We start from the raw sequence: 20,525 nt of genomic DNA, 5'->3' as shown, positions 1-20,525 counted from the left end.
CAATCAATTTCCCAAAAGACGAGCTGAGCGGTACACTGCTTGTCATACGTTTCATCCACCACAAACAGGAGAATACATGTCCCTTATCAATACCCAGATCAAACCGTTCAAAGCCACCGCCTACGCGAATGGCAAATTCATCGACCTGACCGAAGAAAACTTCAAGGGCACTTGGTCGGTGGTGATGTTCTACCCGGCTGACTTCACCTTCGTCTGCCCAACCGAACTGGAAGATCTGGCCTCGTTCCAGCCTGAATTCGAAAAGCTGGGCGTGAACGTGTACGGCGTCTCGACCGACAGCCACTTCGCTCACAAGGCATGGCACGACACCTCGGACGCGATCAAGAAAGTGAACTACCCGCTGATCGGCGACCCGACCGGCACCCTGTCGCGCAACTTTGAAGTCATGATCGAAGAAGAAGGCATGGCACTGCGCGGTACCTTCGTCATCAATCCAGAAGGCCAGATCAAGGTCATGGAAGTGCATGACAACGGCATCGGCCGCGACGCATCGGAACTGATGCGCAAAGTCAAAGCTGCCCAGTACGTCGCTGCTCACCCAGGCGAAGTCTGCCCAGCCAAGTGGACCGAAGGCGCTGAGACCCTGACCCCGTCGCTGGACCTGGTCGGCAAGATCTAAGTAACGCGGTAGTCTGGTAGCCCCCTGACCGGGCCGCTGCGGCGGCCCGGTGCTTTTATCGCCCTCCATTTATTGATTCAAAGAGTTTAAGGAAACCATCATGCTTGACGCGACCCTCAAGAAACAGTTGCAAGCCTATCTGGAAAAAGTGGTGCAGCCGATCGAGCTGGTTGCATCCTTGGATGATTCGCCGAAAGCGCGCGAAATGGATGAGCTGCTGCGTGAAATCGCAGAGCTGAGCAACAAGATCACCGTGCGCCAGGAAGCCAATGAGCGCACCCCGTCGTTCGCGATCAACCGCGTCGGCACCGATGTCGGCGTGCGTTTCGCCGGTATCCCGCTGGGCCATGAATTTACCTCCCTCGTGCTGGCACTGCTGCACGTGGGTGGCCACACCATCAAGCTGGAGCAGGCGGTCATCGACCAGATCGCTGCCCTGGATGGTGATTATGTCTTTGAAACCTACATCTCGCTGTCGTGCCACAACTGCCCGGAAGTCGTGCAGGCACTGAACACGATGTCGGTGATTAACCCGCGCATCAAGGTCGTGACGATCGATGGCGGTGTCTTCAAGCAGGAAGTCGAAAGCAAGCAGATCCTTGCCGTGCCGATGATGTTCCTGAATGGCCAGCATTTCGGCCAGGGCCGCACCAGCGTCGAAGAGATCCTGTCGAAGATCGACGTGAGCGGCGGCGCGAAAAAAGCGGCGGCACTGAGCGAGAAAGAAGCCTTCGACGTGCTGATCGTCGGCGGCGGGCCTGCCGGCGCGGCTGCGGCAATCTACGCCGCCCGTAAAGGTATCCGTACCGGCGTGCTGGCCGACCGTTTCGGCGGTCAGGTGCTCGATACGCTGGCGATCGAGAACTACGTGTCGCTCAAGGCAACCGATGGTCCGAAGTTCGCCGTCGCGCTGGAAGAGCACGTCAAGGATTACGACGTCGACATCATGAACACGCAGCGCGCCAGCAAGGTGGTGGGCGGCAGCCTGATCGAAGTGCACACCGAGAGCGGTGCGGTCCTGAAATCGAAGTCGGTCATCATTGCCACGGGCGCCCGCTGGCGCGAGATCAATGTGCCGGGCGAAAAAGAGTACAAGAACCACGGCGTGGCGTACTGCCCGCACTGCGACGGTCCGCTGTTCAAGGGCAAGCGCGTGTCGGTGATCGGTGGCGGTAACTCGGGCGTGGAAGCGGCGATCGACCTGGCCGGCCTCGTCAAGGAAGTCACGCTGATCGAATTCGGTAATGAGCTGCGCGCTGATGCGGTCCTGCAGCGCAAGCTGACCTCGCTGCCGAACGTGAAAGTGATCAAGTCGGCGCAGACGACCGAGATCCACGGTGACGGCAAGATCGTCAACGGCCTGAGCTACAAGGATCGCAACACCGGCGCGATCCACCGGATCGACCTGGAAGGCGTGTTCGTGCAGATCGGCCTGATCCCGAACTCGGAATTCCTGAAGGGTTCGATCGATCTGTCGGCGCACGGCGAAATCGAAGTCGATGCCCGTGGCCATACCTCGATGCCAGGCGTGTTTGCCGCTGGCGACGTGACGACGGTGCCGTTCAAGCAGATCGTGATTGCAGTGGGTGAGGGTGCGAAAGCATCGCTGGCAGCGTTTGACTACCTGATCCGCCAGCCGGTGGAACTGGAAGAAGACCAGCAGAAAGCTGCATGATGTGAGGGCGGGCCGAGAGGCCTGCCCTGCAAAAAACTTGGAGCGAGCCGACAGGCTTGCTCGCAATGACAATGAACGCCGTCTTCCCAGTGGAAGATGGCGTTTTTTTATTTAGTGCAGCGAGAACAGCACCGTCGAGGCGAGGGCGCCTGACTCCAGCAAGAACCAGGTGGCAGCGCTGGCGAGGGCCAGATGGACGGCAGTCCAGGTCATTGGGTGGCGGCGCATGGTGAATCTCCTGGGTGGTGGCAGTACTGTGAATGTGGATCACATCTTAAGTCGCCAATTGCGCCCTGGGCATCGGTAAATACTCCGTCGTGCTGTAGGACTAAACCTTCTTGAGAATTTGTGTCGCACAATTGAGATCTAATCGACAATATTTTCAGAAGGTGGCGCTCCTACGCCCAAAGTAGGTGGCGTCCTATAGTCGAGTCGGGGCGGTCAACCTACAGTCGATATCACCATGACACGACACGACCCCACCCTCATGCACCGCGGCCTCATGGCCGTGCGCCGCAACTCCATCCAGCGCCTTCTCGACGGTGTCTTCGGCATCGCCAAGCTGCGCGACGGCCAGCAACGCGTGATCGACAGCGTCCTTGATGGCAAGGACACGCTGGCGATCATGCCCACGGGTGGCGGCAAATCGCTGTGCTACCAGATACCGGCCAAGATGCTCGAAGGGATCACGGTCGTCGTCTCGCCGCTGATTTCGCTGATGAAGGACCAGCTCGAGAAGCTCGAGGAAATCGGCGCGCGCGCGGTGCAGGTCAACAGCTGCCTGAACGCTGAAGAAGAACATGCGGCGATCGCAGCCATCGAGCAGGAAACCTGCGAGATCGTGTTCTGCACGCCCGAACGCATGGTCTCGCCCGAGTTCATCGCGACGCTGCAGAAGGTCACGCTCGACATCGTCGTCATCGATGAGGCGCACTGCATCTCGCAGTGGGGCCACGATTTCCGTCCGGCCTATATCGGCCTGGGCGCTGCCATCGAAGCGATCGGCCGCCCGCCGGTGCTGGCACTGACGGCCACCGCCACCGATGAAGTCGTTGCTGACATCAACAAGCAGCTGGGCCGCAAGCTCAATGTCATTAACACCGGCGTGTACCGTCCGAACCTGCACTACGCGGTCCAGCAGGTCACGAGCGTGGCCGAGAAATACCAGGCTGCGCTGCGCCTGGTGCAGGCCTCCGAAGGCGTCGGCATCGTCTACGCCGCCACCGTCAAGGCGGCAGAGGACATGCTGGCCGTGCTTGAGGAAGCCGGCGAGTCGGTCACGATTTACCACGGCAAGCTGCCGGCCAGCGAGCGCAAGCAGAATCAGGACCTGTTCATGGACGGCGAGCGCCGCGTGATGGTCGCGACCAATGCCTTCGGCATGGGCATCGACAAGTGCGATACGCGCTTCGTGATCCACCTGCAGATTCCGCCGAACCTCGAATCGTATTACCAGGAGTCCGGCCGCGCAGGGCGCGACGGTCTGGACGCCACCTGCACGCTGCTGTACCTGCGGGACGACAAGCGCCTGCAGCAGTTCTTCCTGATGAAGCACTACCCGTGCGCGCAGGAGCTGCAACTGGTGCATTGCACCGTGCGTGGACTGGGCGATACCGGTCCCGTCACCCCGGCGCGCCTGGACGAAGCGCTGGCCGACCTGGCTGACTCGAGCATCAAGGTCTGCATCAAGCTGCTCAAGGATGCCAAGCTGATCCGCCAGAACCGCAAGCTCGAATACACCGCCGCCAGCGCCGAGCCGAAGCCCGGCATCTTCGACAAGCTCGCTGCCGTCTACGTCCAGAAGCAGGAACACGACAAGCACGCGCTCGAACAGATGGTCAGCTATGCTGTCAGCGGCTTCTGCCGCTGGAAGCTGATCCTCGACTATTTCGACGACAAGGTGGCCGGCTTCCAACACTGCTGCAAGTGCGACAACTGCCTCAATCCACCCGCACTGTCGCTGACCGAAGGCATCGAGATCCGTGACGACGAGTTCGACCACGAGCCCGTGGCCGACGTGCCCGTGCCAAAGTTTGCCGTCGGCGCGCGCGCCTGCTCGGCCAAGTATGGCGAAGGTGTCGTGACTGCCGTCGCCGGCGACCAGATCACGCTCGATTTTGCCGATGGAGAAAGCCGGACCTTCATGGTCGACTTCCTCACCCCGGCGTAAGGATGGCCATGGGAGACATGGTCGTTGTCCGCAAGGAGGGTCTGTACTGCGTACCGGGTGATTTCTATATCGATCCATGGCGCCCGGTGCCGCGCGCCGTGATCACGCACGCGCACGGCGACCATGCGCGCGTCGGTCATGGCCACTATCTGGCCGCCGCGCCCGGTATCGGCGTACTCAAGTCGCGCCTGGGTGACATCACCGTCGACGCGATGGAGTACGGCCAGTCGGTCACGCACAACGGCGTGAAGATTTCGCTGCATCCGGCCGGCCACGTACTGGGCTCGGCGCAGGTGCGCATGGAAGTTGGCGGTGAGGTCTGGGTCGCATCGGGCGACTACAAGGTCGAGCCGGACAAAACCTGCGCGCCGTTCGAACCGGTGCGCTGCGACACGTTCATCACCGAATCGACCTTTGGCCTGCCAATCTATCGCTGGCAGCCCGAGGCCGAGCTGATGGCCGAGATCAACGCCTGGTGGCGCAAGAACGCGGACGAGGGCCGTTGCAGTGTCGTGTTCGCGTATTCGTTCGGCAAGGCGCAGCGCATCCTGGCGGGGCTCGACGCGAGCATTGGCACGATCGTCTGCCACGGCTCCGTCGAGCCGCTCAACCGGGCGTACCGCGCTGAAGGTGTCGACATTCCACCGACCGTGCTCGTCACCGAAGTCGAGAAGGCACTGCTGCGGCGCGCGATGGTCATCGCGCCGCCATCTGCCAGTGGCTCTACCTGGATGAAGCGCTTTGGCGACTACAGCGACGCCTTCGCCAGCGGCTGGATGTTGCTGCGCGGCGCGCGCCGCCGACGCGGCGTCGATCGCGGCTTCGTGCTGTCGGATCACGCCGACTGGCCTGGCTTGATGAGCGCCATCAAGGCCACCGAAGCCGAGCGCGTGATCGTCACGCACGGCTCGATTCCCACGCTCGTGCGCTGGCTGAACCAGAACGGGCTGGAGGCGTCCGGTTTCGAGACCGAGTATGGCGACGAGGAGGCAGGCGAGGCAGCCTCCGATGGTGCGCCGAAGGAAACGGCTGCGCCCGAGGAACCGGTGGCGACAGAAAAGCCGGCAGGAGCCGCCGATGCGTGAATTTGCTCGCCTGTACGCCGACCTCGACGAAACCACGTCGACCACCCGCAAGCTCGATGCGCTGCAGGCGTACTTTGCCAACGCCGCGCCCGAGAACGCGGCGTGGGCCGTGTACTTCCTGGCCGGCGGCAAGCCGCGCCAGGCGGTGCCGACCAAACTGCTGCGCCAGTACGCCATCGAGTACGCGGTGCTGGACGAGTGGCTGTTCGACGAGTCGTATGCAGCCGTGGGCGACTTTGCCGAAACCATCGCGCACATCCTGCCACCACCGACCGAACGCTCCGACGTCGGTCTGGCCGAGTGGATGGAACAGCGCATTGGCCCGTTGCGCGGCGCCGATCCGGGCCGCATCCGCGAGGCGCTGTTCGGCTACTGGAACGAGCTCGACTGGCGCGAACGCTTCCTGCTCGTCAAGCTGATTGGCGGTGGTTTCCGCGTGGGCGTCTCGCGCCTGCTGGTCACGCGTGCGCTCGCTGCGATTGCGGCAGTGGACAGCAAACTCATCGCCCAGCGCCTGATGGGCTGGACCGACGGGCGCGTGAAACCGACCGCGGCCGGTTTCCTGCAGCTGATCGCCGAGCAGTCGGCCGAAGAACACAAGCTTCGCGGCGGGCAACCGTACCCCTTCTTCCTGTCGCACCAGCTGGCGGCCGAACCGGCGAGCCTGGGCGAACCGTCTGACTGGATCGTTGAATGGAAATACGACGGCATCCGCGCGCAACTGGTGCGGCGCGACGGCCAGAGTTTCCTGTGGTCGCGCGGCGAAGATCTGATCACCGAGCGGTTCCCTGAACTGGCGGCAGCGCGCCTGCCGGACGGCATGGTGCTCGATGGCGAAGTGCTGATCTGGCAGCCTGATGCGGCAATGCCGTCGCCGTTCGCCGATCTGCAAAAACGCATCGGCCGCAAGACCTTGTCCGCCAAGCTGCTGGCTGAACTGCCTGCGGTGCTGTGCTGTTATGACCTGCTCGAACTCGATGGTGTGGACTTGCGCGCCTTGCCGCAGCACGAGCGGCGCGCATTGCTCGAAGTCGAAGTGGCCAAGCTCGATGGGCGCCAGTTGCGGCTGTCACCGGTGGTTGAAGCCGACAGCTGGGAAGCGCTGGCCGAGCTGCGCGCCGGTTCGCGTGCGCGCAGCGTCGAGGGCATGATGCTCAAGGCGCGCTCGGCGCAGTATGGCGTCGGACGCACGAAGGATGTCGGCACCTGGTGGAAGTGGAAAATCGATCCGTATGCCATCGATGCGGTGCTGCTGTATGCGCAGCCCGGCAGTGGGCGGCGCGCGTCGCTGTATACCGACTACACGTTCGCCGTGTGGGACGGGGAGGGCGACGAGCGCAAGCTGGTGCCGTTCGCGAAAGCATATTCGGGCCTGACCGATGCCGAGATCGGGCAGGTCGACAACGTCATCCGGCGCACGACCATCGAGAAATTCGGGCCGGTGCGGTCGGTGAAGCCGACGATGGTGTTCGAGATCGGCTTCGAGGGCATCGCGCTCTCACCGCGCCACAAGGCTGGCATCGCGGTGCGCTTTCCTCGCATCCTGCGCCGGCGCACCGACAAACCGGTCGAGGAAGCCGATACGCTCGACACGCTCAAGGGTTTGCTGGAGGCGGCCACCGCATGAGTCGCAACGAAGTCAAGGATCGGGTCGACGCGTGGTTCGCCGGGCGTGGCTGGACGGTGTTCCCGTTCCAGCGCAATGTCTGGAAGGCGGCGCTCAAGGGCGAATCCGGTCTGCTGCATGCGAATACCGGCGCCGGCAAGACGTTTGCCGTCTGGTTCGCGGCGCTGCAGCGCGCGGGGCTGGCGTCGGGCCGCAACAAGGCGGGCCTGCGGGTTCTGTGGATCACGCCGATGCGGGCGCTGGCGGCGGATACACAACGCGCGCTCGAAGACTCCGCCGCCGAGCTGATGCCCGAGTGGCGCATCGGCGCGCGCACGGGCGACACGAAAGCCAGTGAGCGCGCGCGCCAGACGCGCAGCATGCCGGCCACCCTGGTGACGACGCCCGAAAGCCTGACGCTGATGATCAGCAATGCGGCGGCGCTCGAACAGTTCCGCAACCTCGACATGATCATCGTCGACGAATGGCACGAACTGATGGGCAGCAAGCGCGGCGTGCAGGTACAACTGGCGCTGGCGCGGCTGCGGCGCTGGCGGCCCGAGCTCCTGGTCTGGGGCGTGTCGGCGACGATGGGCAACCTCGACCTGGCGCGCCAGGTGCTGCTTGGCCCGGATGCCGGCGTACTGGTCGAGGGCGACACGCGCAAGAAGATCGTCGTGGACTGCCTGATTCCCGAAAATGTCTCGCGCTTCCCCTGGGGCGGACACCTGGGCCTGCAGATGCTGCAGCCCGTAATCGACGAGATTGAAAAACACGAGGCGACACTCGTGTTTACCAACACCCGTTCGCAGTCCGAGATCTGGTACCAGAACATCCTCGAGGCGCGGCCCGACTGGGCCGGCGTGATCGCGCTGCACCATGGCTCGCTCGATCGCGAGGTGCGTGAGTGGGTCGAACTGGGTCTGAAGAGCGGCATCCTCAAGGCCGTCATCTGCACTGCAAGCCTGGATCTGGGCGTGGATTTTTTGCCGGTCGAGCGCGTGCTGCAGATCGGCAGCGCCAAGGGCGTGGCGCGCCTGCTGCAACGTGCGGGCCGCAGCGGCCACGCGCCGGGGCGCGTCTCGCGCGTGACGCTGGTGCCGACCAACAGCCTTGAATTGCTGGAAGCCGCCGGCGCGCGCAAGGCGGTGGCGGCGCGCCGCATCGAGGGCCGCTACGTGCCCAACAAGCCATTCGACGTGCTGGTCCAGCACATCGTGACGGTGGCGCTGGGCGGGGGCTTTCGCGCCGACGAACTGTATGACGAAGTGCGCCAGGCCTGGTCGTACCGGCACCTGATGCTGGAAGAGTGGCAATGGGCGCTCGACTTTGTCGCGCGTGGTGGCCAGAGCCTGACCGTGTATCCCGAATACCGGCGCGTGCTGCCGGACGAGGAGGGCGTGTACCGCGTGCCCGATGCCGCCATCGGCCGCCGGCACCGGATGAGCATCGGCACCATCATGTCCGATGCGACGATCCAGGTGAAGTACATGTCGGGCGGGCGCATCGGCAGCGTCGAGGAATCGTTCATCTCGCGCCTCAAACCCGGCGACCGTTTCCTGTTCGGCGGGCGCATCCTCGAATTCGTGCGCGTCCATGAGCTGACGGCGTTCGTGCGGCGCGCCACCGGCACGCGCGGCGCCATCGCGCGCTGGCAGGGCGCCAAGATGCCGATGTCGAACGAACTGGCGCACGCGGCGCTGGAAGAACTCCGGCTGGCCGATGCGGGCGTGTTCGACGGCCCCGAGATGCGGGCGATTGCGCCGCTGATCGAGATCCAGCAGCGCTGGTCGGCGCTGCCCACCAGCGAAACGCTGGTGCTCGAATCGATGAAGAGCCGCGAAGGGTATCACCTGTTCGTGTACCCGTTCGCGGGGCGCTCGGTGCACATGGGCCTGGCCTCGCTGATGGCGTTTCGCGTCGGGCGGGTGCAGCCGATCACGTTCTCGATTGCGATCAACGACTATGGCTTCGAGCTGATGTCGCCCGAGCCGGTGGACTGGGCGGGCATGTTTAACGCAGCCACCGGGGCGGGCGTGGCGCTGTTCGATACCGAGCGTCTGCTCGAAGACGTCATCGACAGCCTGAACGCGACGCAGCTCTCGCAGCAGCGCTTTCGTGAAGTGGCGCGCATCGCGGGGCTCGTGTTCCAGGGGTATCCGGGGCAGCCGAAATCGAACCGGCAGTTGCAGGCATCGTCGTCGCTGTTCTTCGAGGTGTTTCGCAAGCACGACGCCGGCAATCTGCTGCTCACGCAGGCCGAGCGCGAAGTGATGGAGCAGGAGCTGGAGCTGACGCGCCTGCGCGACACGCTGCTCGAATTGCACGCGCGCCGCGTGGCCTACCGCGAGGTCAAGCGCGCCACGCCGTTCGGTTTCGCGCTGATGGTCGAGCGCTTCCGCGAAAAGGTCAGCACCGAGAAACTGAGCGACCGCGTCGCGCGCATGGTGCGCGAACTCGAGAAGGCGGCCGCATGACCCATGCAACCATCCAGGTGGCAGGCGAGACGCTGCTGCTGCTGCCCGAGAAAGCCGTGTACTGGCCCGCCCAGCGCATGCTGATCGTCGCCGACATCCACTTCGGCAAGGCGGCGGCGTTTCGCTCGCTGGGCGTGCCGGTGCCGCGCGGGACGACGTCGGAAAACCTGGCCGGCCTCGACGCGCTGGTCGCGCAGCACGACGCGCGCCACGTTGCGTTTCTCGGCGACTTCCTGCATGCGCGCGCCGCCCATGCCAGTTCGACCCAGCTCGCGATGCTGGCCTGGCGCGGGCGCCATCCCGACCTGACCTTGACGCTCGTGCGCGGCAATCACGACCTGCACGCGGGCGATCCGTCCGATGCGTTGGGCATCGAGCTGGTCGACGAGCCGCATGCGATCGGCCCGTTTGCGTTCTGCCACCACCCGGGCGTCGATGCGGCGGGCTATGGCCTGGCAGGCCACGTGCATCCGGTATACGTGCTGGCCACGCGCTTCGATGCGTTGCGCCTGCCGTGCTTTGTCGTGGGTACGCAGGGCCTGCTGCTGCCATCGTTCGGCGCGTTCACGGGCGGCCATGCGGTCAAGCCGGGGCCGGGCGACCGGATCTACGTGACCTCGGGCGACATGGTGCACGGCGTCGCCTAGCAGCTGCGTACGTCAGCGTACCGACCCGGTGCGCTCGCAGGCGTAAGGTCGGCCATTGACCCGCTGATGCCAGGAGAACGCCAATGAAACTACGCCTCATGATGTGCACCATCGCCGCCGCCATGGCGCCAGCCACGGTACTGTTGACCGCCAGCGGCACTGCCCTGGCGCAGCCTGCGCCGCAAAGCCGCACCGCCACGCCAGCCACGCCAGCAATCAATGGTTTCAATGTCGAAGAAGTCGCACGACTCGACCAGGGTGTCCGCCTGCAGTTCGACCTGTACGGCACGCCGGGCGGCAATGCCACGCTCAATCTCGATGGCGCGAACCGTGCGCTGCATCTGACCGAAGTCGAACCCGGCCAGTACACGGGTTCGTACGTGATCGGCACGCGTGACCGCCTGAAGGCCGACAGCCGCGTGACCGCCGAGCTGCGCATGGGGAACGAGGTCGCCACGAGCGTGCTGCGCGAGTCGCTCGTGCGGAGCGACGTGGCGCCACCTGCGGACGACACGCGCCAGCTGGCCACCAAGGATTCGCGTATCGCCGCCGCCGCTCCCGGTGCTGCGCCACCGCCAGCCCCGCGCACGACCGAGCGCCCGCGCGTGGCCCGCTACTGCACCAGCTGCGGCATCATCGAGAAGGTGGAAACCGTGCAGGGTGCCTTGCCCAATCCACGGCCATTGGCCAGCGACGCCACCGCGCGCCAGTATTTCCGCGTGACGGTGCGCATGAATACGACCGACACGACGCAGGTGCTGGAGTTCGCCAACAATCCCGGCTACCGGACCGGCGACCGCGTGCGCGTCAGCGATGGTGTGCTGACGCTCGACAAGCAAGAGTAATCCGAACTGTATGCACCAATGACAACGCCCGCCATCGCTGGCGGGCGTTGGTCGTTATGCGAACGGGTTTCAGGCCGTGGCCAGCACCTGATCGTCGCCCGATTGATCGAGCTCGGCCTTTTGCTTGGCGCTTGCCTTCGTGCGTGAACGCGATGGGGGCAGGCGGCGCAGTGTCTTGAGCGATTCGGCGTCCTTGATGCCGATGGTGCGCTGGTCGACGGTGATCATGCCGATCTCGTTGAAGGCCGACAGCGTACGGCTGACGGTTTCCAGCGTGAGGCCCAGGTAGCTGCCGATCTCGTGGCGGGTCATGCGCAGGTTGAAGAGTTTACTCGAGTAGCCCATCGCGGCGAAGCGGTCGGCCAGCGACACGAGAAAGCGTGCCACGCGCGCCTCGGCCGACAGGGCGCCAAGCATGCCGATCATCGTTTGTTCACGCACCAGCTCGCGGCTCATGACGCCGTACATCATGTTCTCGAGTTCGTTGTGCACGCGGCCCAGCGCCGTCAGCTTCTTGAAGGGCAGCAGGATCAGGTCGCAATCGGACAGGGCCACCGCCTCGGACGCATAGTGGCGCGTATGGATGCCGTCGACGCCGAGCATGTCGCCCTTCATCGGGAAGCTGAGCACCTGCTCGTTGCCGAACTCGTCGATCAGCACGGTCTTGAGAAAGCCCGAGTTGACGATGTACAGCGTGTCGAAGGCTTGCCCGATCGTGTGGACGCGCTGGCCGGTCTTGAACTGAACGTGCTGGAACAACAGTTCTTCGGAGCTAACCGAGACGCTGGCCTGGATACGCAGCAGGTCGCAGACTTCCTTGAGGTTGGACCAGAGTCGGCCCTGGCGCTGGCGACCGGCCTCCATCGGGGAATGCAGGGTCGGCTGATTGGCATTGCGTGGTTCTGACGGTGGCTGAGACTGCATGCTCTTCTCCGGTAAGAAACTCAGGGTTTGAGGCGACCCCGGCGGCACAGCCGAAGTTGACGTACATCTGCCATGCCATTGATTGCCAGCGGCTGACGCTGTGACTTGGATCGCGAGCAAGTCAAATGCGGCGAATTCAGTATGCCAACACGAGCCCGGCACGACTATCAGCGTTGCCTGAATATGTAGGTAGGACAGATGGTAGGTTTGTAGGACAATTCCTACTGGCAAGCGGCGTTGCCCGACTGACGGAGGGGTGAAACAGGAAGGTCACACCTTTGTTTTTGAACAAACTAATTCGTGCGTGCAGTTGTTGCGCAACATCGGATTGGGGGGGCGGCATGCGGTCACGACCCCACCGTACTCAGGCTTTCATCGGCGAGAGCAGGCGATGCGCCACGGCGTATTGCACCATTTCCGAGAGCGAACTCATCCCCATTTTCTGCATGATGCGGGTTTTGTGGGTGCTTACCGTCTTTACGGACAGATGCAGGCCGTTGGCGATCTCGGTAATCGATTTCCCACCTACGAGATGGGAAAATACCTCAAATTCGCGGTCGGATAACTGCTTGTGAAGCAATTGCTCGCTTGGCGCCATGATATTCAGGGCCAATTGCTCTGCCACCTCGGTACTGATATAGGGGCGCCCGGAAGCCACCTTGCGGATGGCCCCCACCAACTGCGTGCCCGCGCTCTCCTTGGTCAGGTAGCCCTGGGCGCCAGCCCGGATCGCGCGCACGGCGTACTGTTCTTCTTCGTGCATCGTGAGGATGAGAATGGCCAGCTTGGGCGCCTCGCTGCGCACCTGGCGGATCAGGTCGACACCGCTGCGCCCGGGCATCGACAGGTCGAGCAGCAACAGGTCGAAGCCACCCTGGCGCACCAGCGCCAGCACCTCGAACCCATTGGTTGCTTCGCCGACAATGTCAACTTCTTCGGCGCCCTCCAGGATACGTTTGAGACCTTCGCGCATGATCGTGTGATCGTCCGCGATGACAATTCTGACCATATCGATTCCTCACACATTAAGAGGTTTCCTACCCCCGAAAACCGTTGTTCAGTTAAACACGTTTTCCAGGGGTAAGTCCTGCTATCAATATTGCGGGTTGCCCTGATGACTTTGTACGAAGTGCAGACGGTTTTGTCTCGTTCAGACTGCCGGTTCGGCGATCAGCCGGTGCACCAGCACCGGCTTGGCGGTATGCGACAGCACCTTGTTCGTAACACTGCCCAGTAGTAACTGGTTCCAGCCGCTGCGACCATGCGAGCCCATGAAGATCAGGTCGCAGCCTTCCTGCTCGGCGACCTCGACGATCTTGAGCGCTGCCGTATCCGAAAACGCCGTCAGGCAGCGGTGCGCAAGATTGGCCGATGCACAGGAGCGCGTGATCCTGCCCATGTATTCCTCGCCCATCCGGCGCATCTGGGCGGCGTATTCTTCTTCGCTGGGGTAGGAGGGCGGGATGATTTCGACGTACACCGGATACTGGTATTCAGGCGCGACGAACAGGGCCAGGACTTCGGCGCCCAGCTGCTGGGCAAACTTGACGCCCGCGCAAGCGGTGTGCTGGGAGACGGCGGACCCGTCGGTTGTAATCAAAATTTTTCGGTACATGATGATTCTCCTCAGGGCATCTCCATTCTGACAACCATATGCCGAATGGCCAGTGTTGAAAACGCAAAGTGTTGAGTTCGCTCAAACGTCGGGTCACCGTCCGGATGCGACACTTTCTCACGGAAAACAACAGCACGATCACAAAATACAACACCAAGCATATAAAAACGATCAGGAATTGCACGTTTTAATTGTCGCGGAACTAAGTTTTCACGTCCATTTTGTTGCATTGCATTCTCTTAGATTTACCTACGGCAACCACGCTGATACACTCGCAGGCAACACTAGTCCCACTGATGGGCGCGGAAACGACCGGCCCGGTGGACGCAACACCCCCAGTATTGCAGAGCTGATTGCGAATTTATATTATGGAGAAGCAGGGATTATGACCAACGCCGCTGACGATTTCGACGCACTATTCGAGGAAGTGGCGGCGCAGCGCACCAGCGCTTCGCCAAGTCCTGCTTCCGCGGCCCCCGTGGCCGCAGCGCCTGCCCCGGCAGCCGCTGCCAGCAACGACGAAGACGACCTCGATTCGCTGTTCGACCAGGTGTCCGCTACCGCCACATCCGCCGCCCCCGCTGCCGCTGCCGCACCGGCTGCACCTGCCGCGCCTGCTGCAGTCGCAGTAGCAGCACCGGCGAGCGCCGCTGTCGGCGACGAGGGCAGCGAAAACGGTGGCATGTTCGAGCGCCTCGGCGGTATCGTGCGCCTGCTGCACGACTCGCTGCGCGAACTGGGCTACGACAAGGCGCTCAATGAAGCCTCGTCGCAGATCGTCGATGCACAGGATCGCCTCGAGTATGTTGCCACGCTGACCGAACAGGCTGCCAACAAGGTCCTGAACACGCTCGACGAAGGCATGCCAGCGCAGGATGTGCTGTCGAAGCAGTCGAAGGATATGGAACTGCGCTGGGGCGACTTGTTCGACGGCAAGCTGAGCCTGGACGAATTCAAGGCGCTGGCCGGCGATTCGCGCCAGTTCGCCACCAGCGTGACGGCCGCCACCGAGGCCGAAAAAGCGCGCCTGCTCGAAATCATGATGGCCCAGGACTTCCAGGACATCACCGGTCAGCTGATCAAGAAAGTGGTCAAGATCACGCAGGCTGTCGAGGGTGAGCTGGCCCAGCTGCTGCGCGACAACGCACCGCCTGACCTCAAGGAAAAGCTGGCGCAGAAGCAGGCAACACCGGAACCACTGATGCAAGGCCCGTCAGTGCCGCAAGCGGCGCTGAACCAGGACAACGTTGACGATCTTCTTGCCGATCTGGGATTCTAATGGACGATATGCTGAAGGATTTCGTCGTCGAGGCGATGGATCTGGCGGTCAACGTCGAAGAGCACCTGCTGCGCCTCGAACGCGATCCCGACAACAAGGAAACCCTGAACGCGGTGTTCCGGTCGTTCCATACGATCAAGGGCGGCGCCGGCTTCATGGGCCTGCCCGCGCTCGTCGCGGCCTGCCACCTGACCGAGAACCTGTTCGATGCGCTGCGCACCGGCGCCGCGCCGGTCACGCCGATCGCGATCGAAGCAGCGCTGCAGGCATCGGGCTTCGTGGCCGACCAGCTGAATGACCTGAACAACGGCACGCCGCCGGAAGGCCTGGCGCAGATGCCGGCCGATCTCGAACGCATCCTGATGGACGCGATCGAAGGCAAGGGCAACAGCGCGCCGGCGCCAGTCGCCGCACCGGTGGTAGCAGCGCCCGTCGCAGCCGCGCCGGTTGCTGCAGCCGTCGCGCCGGTCGTCGGCGACGATGGTCTGGACTGGGTTGGCATGTACAATACCGTGGTCCCGGTTGCCAGCGCCATCGCCGGCGCACCAGCTGTTGCTGCTGCTGCCGTCAGCACATCGACGCCAGCGCCAGCCGCTGCGCAAGCCGCACCCGCAGCCGCCGCCCCGTCCACGGCAGTCGCCACCACGACGGCCCCTGTCGCCGGCGGCAAGGGCTGGGACGGCACCGAACGCCGCAACGACGCCAAGCCGGTCGCCAACGCACCGGCCAAGGACGAAAGCATTCGTATCGATGCGGTCAAGCTCGACGCGCTGCTCGAAGTGGCGGGTGAATCGGTCCAGGCTGCGAACCAGGCCGCCGTGCTGCTCGAACGCCTGCAGCAATTCAAGTTCGAAGGTCAGGCCGCAACGCTGATCGCCACGCTGGCCGAGACGCTGGAACGCGCCTCGCGCTATTCGGCCGAACTGCAGCGCGCCACGCTGGCAACGCGCATGCAGCCGGTGGGCCGCCTGTTCCAGAAATTCCCGCGCCTCGTGCGCGAGCTGGCGAAAGACCTGGGCAAGGACGTCGAACTGACCATCGAAGGCGCCGAGACCGAAGTCGACCGCGTCGTCGTGGACAGCCTGTACGATCCGCTGGTGCACATGCTGCGTAATGCGCTGGACCACGGTGTCGAGTCGCCTGCCGACCGCGTCGCCAACGGCAAGCCGGCCAAGGCCTTCATCCTGCTGAAAGCCTGGCAGGAAGCCAACAGCGTCATGATCGTGCTGCAGGACGACGGCAAGGGCATGGACCCGAGCCGCCTGCGCAAGATCGCGATGGACAAGGGCCTGATCGGCGAAAACGGCGCGCAGAGTGACGAAGACGCCTATCAGCTGGTGTTCCTGCCGGGCTTCTCGACCAAGGAAGTCGCTTCCTCGGTCTCGGGCCGTGGCGTGGGCATGGACGTGGTCAAGACGGCGGTGGAGAAGAACCGCGGCGCCATCCGCATCGAATCGCAGATGGGCAAAGGCACGCGCTTTGCAATCCGCCTGCCGATCGAACTGTCGATCGTGCCGACGATGCTGGTGTCGACGTCGGGCGCGCAACTGGCGCTGCCGATGGCCGTCGTCGAGCGCGTCGTCGAGCTGCCGGACGAATTCGCCTGTGTCGGCGGCGCTCCGGTGCTGAAGGACCAGGGCCGTCCGCTGCCGGTGCGTTCGCTGGCGCTGGCGCTGGGCTACGAGGCCGGTTCCGAAAAAGTCGGCATCGTCATCAATGCACCACAACCGTACATCCTGGCGATGGAAGCGGTCGATGGCACGGCCGACCTGGTGATCAAGCCGATGACCGCATTGTCGGTGGAAGGCATCACCGGCACGGCGCGTTCGGCCGAGGGTGAGCTGGTGCTGGTCGTGGGCCTGTCGTTCCTGATGGATGGCTGCCGCAGCAGCGTGCGCCTGGCAGCGTAAGGTCGCATCACGCAGCGCCACCGCCACGCGCCGGCAAAAGCGCAGAGAAAAGCCCGGGTCACTGATCCGGGCTTTTTTTATTTGTGCATGGCAAACCCCTTGCAAACTTAATTTGCCACATGTTATGGTCCTTGGCATAAACATGCGCTGCCCCGGCATGGTGCACCACAGCACAACTATGGCATAATCGAAAACCCGGCTGCCGGGCACCCTGTCCCGGCGACCGCGCGCACCCCTGTGCGCCCTCACACCGCATCAATGGACTGACCATGCAAAAAACGCTCTACGACAAACTCTGGGATTCCCATGTCGTGCGTGCCGACGCCGATGGCACCACCGTCCTGTATATCGACCGGCATCTGGTACACGAAGTGACCAGCCCACAAGCCTTCGATGGCTTGCGCGATGCGGGCCGCGGACTATGGCGCACATCGAGCACGCTGGCCGTGGCCGACCATAACGTGCCCACCACCGACCGCGCCCAGGGCATCGCCGACCCCACCTCGCGCCTGCAGGTCGAAACGCTCGACGCCAACACCAAGGCGTTCGGCCTCACGTACTTCAACATGAACGACCGGCGCCAGGGCATCGTGCATGTGATCGGGCCGGAGCAGGGCGCTACGCTGCCAGGCATGACGGTCGTTTGCGGCGATTCGCACACGTCGACCCACGGCGCCTTCGGCTGCCTGGCCCATGGCATCGGCACGTCGGAAGTCGAGCACGTGCTGGCCACCCAAACGCTGCTGGCCAAAAAATCCAAAGCGATGCTGGTCAAGGTCGAGGGTGCCCTGCGCCCGGGCGTGACGGCCAAGGACATCGTGCTGGCCGTGATCGGCCGCATCGGCACGGCCGGCGGCACCGGCTACGCCATTGAGTTCGGTGGCGCCACGATCCGCGCGCTCTCGATGGAAGGCCGCATGACGGTCTGTAATATGGCGATCGAAGCGGGCGCGCGCGCCGGCATGGTGGCGGTCGACGACACCACGATCGCCTACGTCAAGGACCGGCCACTCTCGCCCACGGCCGATCAGTGGGAGCAAGCCGTCGCCTACTGGCGCACGCTGCACAGCGACGACGGCGCCGTGTTCGACACCGTCGTCGAACTCGATGCGCACGACATCCAGCCGCAAGTCACCTGGGGCACCTCGCCCGAGATGGTCATTGCGATCGACGGCCGCGTGCCAAACCCGCTCGACGAACACGATCCGGTGCGCCGCGGCGCCATCGAAAAAGCGCTGGTCTATATGGACCTGACGGCGGGCACGCCGATCGACGAAGTGGCGATCGACAAGGTGTTCATCGGCTCGTGCACGAATTCGCGCATCGAAGACCTGCGCGCCGCCGCCGATGTCGTGCGTGGCCGCCAGCGCGCGCCGAACGTCAAGCTGGCGATGGTGGTGCCGGGGTCGGGCCTGGTCAAGGAACAGGCCGAGCGCGAAGGCCTCGACCAGATCTTTCTGGCTGCCGGCTTCGAATGGCGCGAGCCGGGCTGCTCGATGTGCCTGGCGATGAACGCCGACCGCCTGGAACCGGGCGAACGCTGCGCATCGACGTCGAACCGCAACTTCGAAGGCCGCCAGGGTCAGGGCGGCCGCACGCACCTGGTCTCGCCGGCAATGGCCGCCGCCGCAGGGATTGCGGGGCACTTTGTCGACGTACGCGCGCTCTGATGCGTTAAGGCGTATCGCGATCGGTTCCACGACCAATTCCACGACCATTTTCTCGTTCAGGACATCATGAAAAAAGCTCTCGCACTCTCCCTCGTCGCCATCCTGCTGGCCGGCTGCAACACCGTCTCGGGCATCGGCCGCGACGTCTCGAAAGTCGGCCAGGTCGTGACCGGCGCCGGCGGCAAATAAGGCCGACACGATGGATAAGTTCACCGTACACGAAGGCCTGGTGGCGCCGCTCGACCGCGCCAACGTCGACACCGACGCCATCATCCCGAAGCAGTTCCTCAAATCGATCCGGCGCACCGGCTTCGGCCCGAACCTGTTCGACGAATGGCGTTACCTGGACCACGGCGAACCGGGGCAGGACAACAGCGCGCGCCCGCTCAATCCCGACTTCGTGCTGAACCAGCCGCAGTTTGCGGGCGCCTCGATCCTCCTGACGCGCAAGAACTTCGGCTGCGGCTCGTCGCGCGAGCACGCGCCGTGGGCGCTGCAGCAATTCGGTTTTCGCGCCGTCGTCGCGCCGAGTTTTGCCGACATCTTCTTCAACAACTGCTTCAAGATCGGCCTCTTGCCCATCGCGTTGACCGAGGACGAAGTTGAGGCATTGTTCCAGGCGGTCGAGCGCCAGCCGGGCTTCCAGCTGACGATCGACCTTGCGCAGCAGCGCATCGGCACGCATGACGGCAGTCTGTCGTTCGGCTTTGCCATTGACGACTTCCGCAAGTACTGCCTGTTGAATGGCCTGGACGATATCGGCCTGACGCTGCGCCATGCGGACGAGATCCGCGCCTTCGAACAACGCCATATCGCGGCCCAGCCATGGCTGGCCAACGCGATCTGATCGCAGCGCCAAAGCAAGAAACCAAGACAAGAAACCAAGACAAGAAAGACGAGCATGAAGATTGCGATCCTGCCGGGTGACGGCATCGGCCCGGAGATCACTGCCCAGGCGGTGAAGGTTCTGAACGCGCTCGGTGAGCAGTTCGAGATGGACACCGCCGAAGTGGGCGGCGCCGGCTACGCCGCGCACGGCCACCCGCTGCCCGACAGCACGCTCAAGCTGGCCAAGGATGCCGACGCGGTGCTGTTCGGCGCCGTGGGCGACTACAAATACGACACGCTCGAGCGCGCGCTGCGCCCCGAGCAGGCGATTCTTGGTCTGCGCCGCGAACTGGGCCTGTTCGCCAACCTGCGGCCAGCAATCCTGTATCCCGAGCTGGCTGGCGCCTCGACCCTCAAGCCCGAGGTGGTGTCGGGCCTGGATATCCTGATCATCCGCGAACTGACGGGCGACATCTATTTCGGCAAGCCGCGCGGCGTGCGCGAATGTCCGGACGGCCCGTTCAAGGGGCAGCGCGAAGGCTTCGACACGATGCGCTACGCCGAAGGCGAAATCCGCCGCATCGCCCACGTGGCATTCCAGGCTGCGCTGAAACGCGACAAGCGCGTGACCAGCGTCGACAAGGCCAACGTGCTCGAAACGGGCCAGTTCTGGCGCGATATCGTCACCGACGTCCACAAGGAATACGCCGGCGTCGAACTCGATCACATGTACGTCGATAACGCCGCCATGCAACTGGTGCGCGCACCGAAAAAATTCGATGTGCTCGTGACCGGCAACATGTTCGGCGATATCCTGTCGGACGCCGCGGCGATGCTGACCGGTTCGATCGGCATGCTGCCATCGGCTTCGCTCGACGCGAACAACAAGGGCCTGTACGAGCCGTCGCACGGTTCGGCGCCGGACATCGCGGGGCAGGGCGTGGCCAATCCGCTGGCGACGATCCTGTCGGCTGCGATGATGCTGCGCTTTACCTTTGGCCTCTCTGAGCAGGCCGACCGCATCGACAACGCCGTCAAGCGCGTGCTGGCACAGGGCCTGCGCACGCCGGACATTCACGAAGCAGGGTCCACCCGTGTGGGCACCGAAGAGATGGGCAACGCGGTCGTCGCGGCGCTCGGATAACACTGTAATC

Annotated in this window: 18 protein-coding genes; 14 read left to right on the top strand and 4 right to left on the bottom strand. The window is 63.7% G+C overall.

From position 1 onward, the window contains the following. Window positions 1-76: 76 nt before the first annotated feature. The 8 genes from ahpC to ACZ0AJ_RS13695 all read left to right on the top strand — a co-directional run bounded on the left by ahpC (window position 77) and on the right by ACZ0AJ_RS13695 (window position 11,145). Entirely contained in the window at window positions 77-640 is a 564-nt protein-coding gene (gene ahpC, locus ACZ0AJ_RS13730; RefSeq protein WP_258835175.1) for an alkyl hydroperoxide reductase subunit C, read from the top strand. 100 nt (window positions 641-740) lie between these two features. Continuing rightward, the gene (gene ahpF / locus ACZ0AJ_RS13725) at window positions 741-2,315 is read left to right on the top strand and encodes an alkyl hydroperoxide reductase subunit F (RefSeq protein WP_499455063.1); all 1,575 of its coding nucleotides are present in this window, start codon (window positions 741-743) and stop codon (window positions 2,313-2,315) included. A gap of 463 nt (window positions 2,316-2,778) precedes the next feature. Beyond that, on the top strand, window positions 2,779-4,485 hold the full coding sequence (locus ACZ0AJ_RS13720; protein WP_499455061.1) for a RecQ family ATP-dependent DNA helicase: 1,707 nt from the start codon (window positions 2,779-2,781) through the stop codon (window positions 4,483-4,485). Window positions 4,486-4,493: 8 nt separating this feature from the next. Continuing rightward, window positions 4,494-5,570 carry a ligase-associated DNA damage response exonuclease gene (locus ACZ0AJ_RS13715; protein ID WP_499455059.1) on the top strand — a complete coding sequence of 359 codons (1,077 nt, stop codon included), beginning with the start codon at window positions 4,494-4,496 and terminating at the stop codon, window positions 5,568-5,570. Then, on the top strand, window positions 5,563-7,197 hold the full coding sequence (locus ACZ0AJ_RS13710; protein ID WP_499455099.1) for an ATP-dependent DNA ligase: 1,635 nt from the start codon (window positions 5,563-5,565) through the stop codon (window positions 7,195-7,197). The genes ACZ0AJ_RS13715 and ACZ0AJ_RS13710 overlap by 8 nt, the downstream gene beginning before the upstream one ends. Further along, the gene (locus ACZ0AJ_RS13705) at window positions 7,194-9,653 is read left to right on the top strand and encodes a ligase-associated DNA damage response DEXH box helicase (RefSeq protein ID WP_499455058.1); all 2,460 of its coding nucleotides are present in this window, start codon (window positions 7,194-7,196) and stop codon (window positions 9,651-9,653) included. Before ACZ0AJ_RS13710 ends, ACZ0AJ_RS13705 begins: the two co-directional genes overlap by 4 nt. Then, on the top strand, window positions 9,650-10,300 hold the full coding sequence (gene pdeM / locus ACZ0AJ_RS13700) for a ligase-associated DNA damage response endonuclease PdeM (RefSeq protein ID WP_499455057.1): 651 nt from the start codon (window positions 9,650-9,652) through the stop codon (window positions 10,298-10,300). Before ACZ0AJ_RS13705 ends, pdeM begins: the two co-directional genes overlap by 4 nt. Before the next feature lie 83 nt (window positions 10,301-10,383). Further along, a complete protein-coding gene (locus tag ACZ0AJ_RS13695; RefSeq protein ID WP_499455055.1) occupies window positions 10,384-11,145 on the top strand; it encodes a hypothetical protein in 762 nt (253 codons plus the stop codon). Between the two features lie 69 nt (window positions 11,146-11,214). Here ACZ0AJ_RS13695 and ACZ0AJ_RS13690 read toward each other — a convergent pair whose 3' ends face one another. From ACZ0AJ_RS13690 to ACZ0AJ_RS13675, 4 genes are all read right to left on the bottom strand, one after another. Beyond that, the gene (locus tag ACZ0AJ_RS13690) at window positions 11,215-12,009 is read right to left on the bottom strand and encodes a Crp/Fnr family transcriptional regulator (protein WP_258835976.1); all 795 of its coding nucleotides are present in this window, start codon (window positions 12,007-12,009) and stop codon (window positions 11,215-11,217) included. 424 nt (window positions 12,010-12,433) lie between these two features. Continuing rightward, window positions 12,434-13,078, bottom strand: a complete 645-nt coding sequence (locus tag ACZ0AJ_RS13685; protein ID WP_183555538.1) for a response regulator — start codon at window positions 13,076-13,078, stop codon at window positions 12,434-12,436. A 141-nt stretch (window positions 13,079-13,219) separates the two neighbouring features. Then, the gene (locus ACZ0AJ_RS13680) at window positions 13,220-13,684 is read right to left on the bottom strand and encodes a universal stress protein (protein WP_183555537.1); all 465 of its coding nucleotides are present in this window, start codon (window positions 13,682-13,684) and stop codon (window positions 13,220-13,222) included. Window positions 13,685-13,695: 11 nt separating this feature from the next. Beyond that, window positions 13,696-13,914, bottom strand: coding sequence for a hypothetical protein (locus ACZ0AJ_RS13675; protein ID WP_183555536.1), 219 nt, complete (start codon window positions 13,912-13,914; stop codon window positions 13,696-13,698). 155 nt (window positions 13,915-14,069) lie between these two features. On the opposite strand from ACZ0AJ_RS13675, the gene ACZ0AJ_RS13670 reads away from it, so the two are divergent. The 6 genes from ACZ0AJ_RS13670 (at window position 14,070) to leuB (ending at window position 20,515) form a co-directional block, all read left to right on the top strand. Beyond that, on the top strand, window positions 14,070-14,963 hold the full coding sequence (locus ACZ0AJ_RS13670) for a protein phosphatase CheZ (RefSeq protein WP_499455053.1): 894 nt from the start codon (window positions 14,070-14,072) through the stop codon (window positions 14,961-14,963). Further along, complete coding sequence (locus tag ACZ0AJ_RS13665) at window positions 14,963-16,873, top strand: chemotaxis protein CheA (protein ID WP_499455052.1); 1,911 nt, start codon at window positions 14,963-14,965, stop codon at window positions 16,871-16,873. The genes ACZ0AJ_RS13670 and ACZ0AJ_RS13665 overlap by 1 nt, the downstream gene beginning before the upstream one ends. A gap of 269 nt (window positions 16,874-17,142) precedes the next feature. Next, window positions 17,143-18,543 (top strand): 3-isopropylmalate dehydratase large subunit, encoded by a 1,401-nt coding sequence (gene leuC, locus ACZ0AJ_RS13660; protein WP_499455051.1) that lies wholly within the window; start codon window positions 17,143-17,145, stop codon window positions 18,541-18,543. A 66-nt stretch (window positions 18,544-18,609) separates the two neighbouring features. Beyond that, entirely contained in the window at window positions 18,610-18,732 is a 123-nt protein-coding gene (locus tag ACZ0AJ_RS13655) for a hypothetical protein (RefSeq protein WP_258835162.1), read from the top strand. A gap of 10 nt (window positions 18,733-18,742) precedes the next feature. Then, window positions 18,743-19,390 (top strand): 3-isopropylmalate dehydratase small subunit, encoded by a 648-nt coding sequence (leuD, locus tag ACZ0AJ_RS13650; protein WP_499455047.1) that lies wholly within the window; start codon window positions 18,743-18,745, stop codon window positions 19,388-19,390. A gap of 54 nt (window positions 19,391-19,444) precedes the next feature. Then, window positions 19,445-20,515 carry a 3-isopropylmalate dehydrogenase gene (gene leuB, locus ACZ0AJ_RS13645; protein ID WP_499455045.1) on the top strand — a complete coding sequence of 357 codons (1,071 nt, stop codon included), beginning with the start codon at window positions 19,445-19,447 and terminating at the stop codon, window positions 20,513-20,515. The last annotated feature ends 10 nt before the right edge of the window (window positions 20,516-20,525 follow it).

It is taken from the genome of Telluria sp. AC161, assembly GCF_979258535.1.
This window is presented reverse-complemented; position numbering and strand designations above follow the sequence as displayed.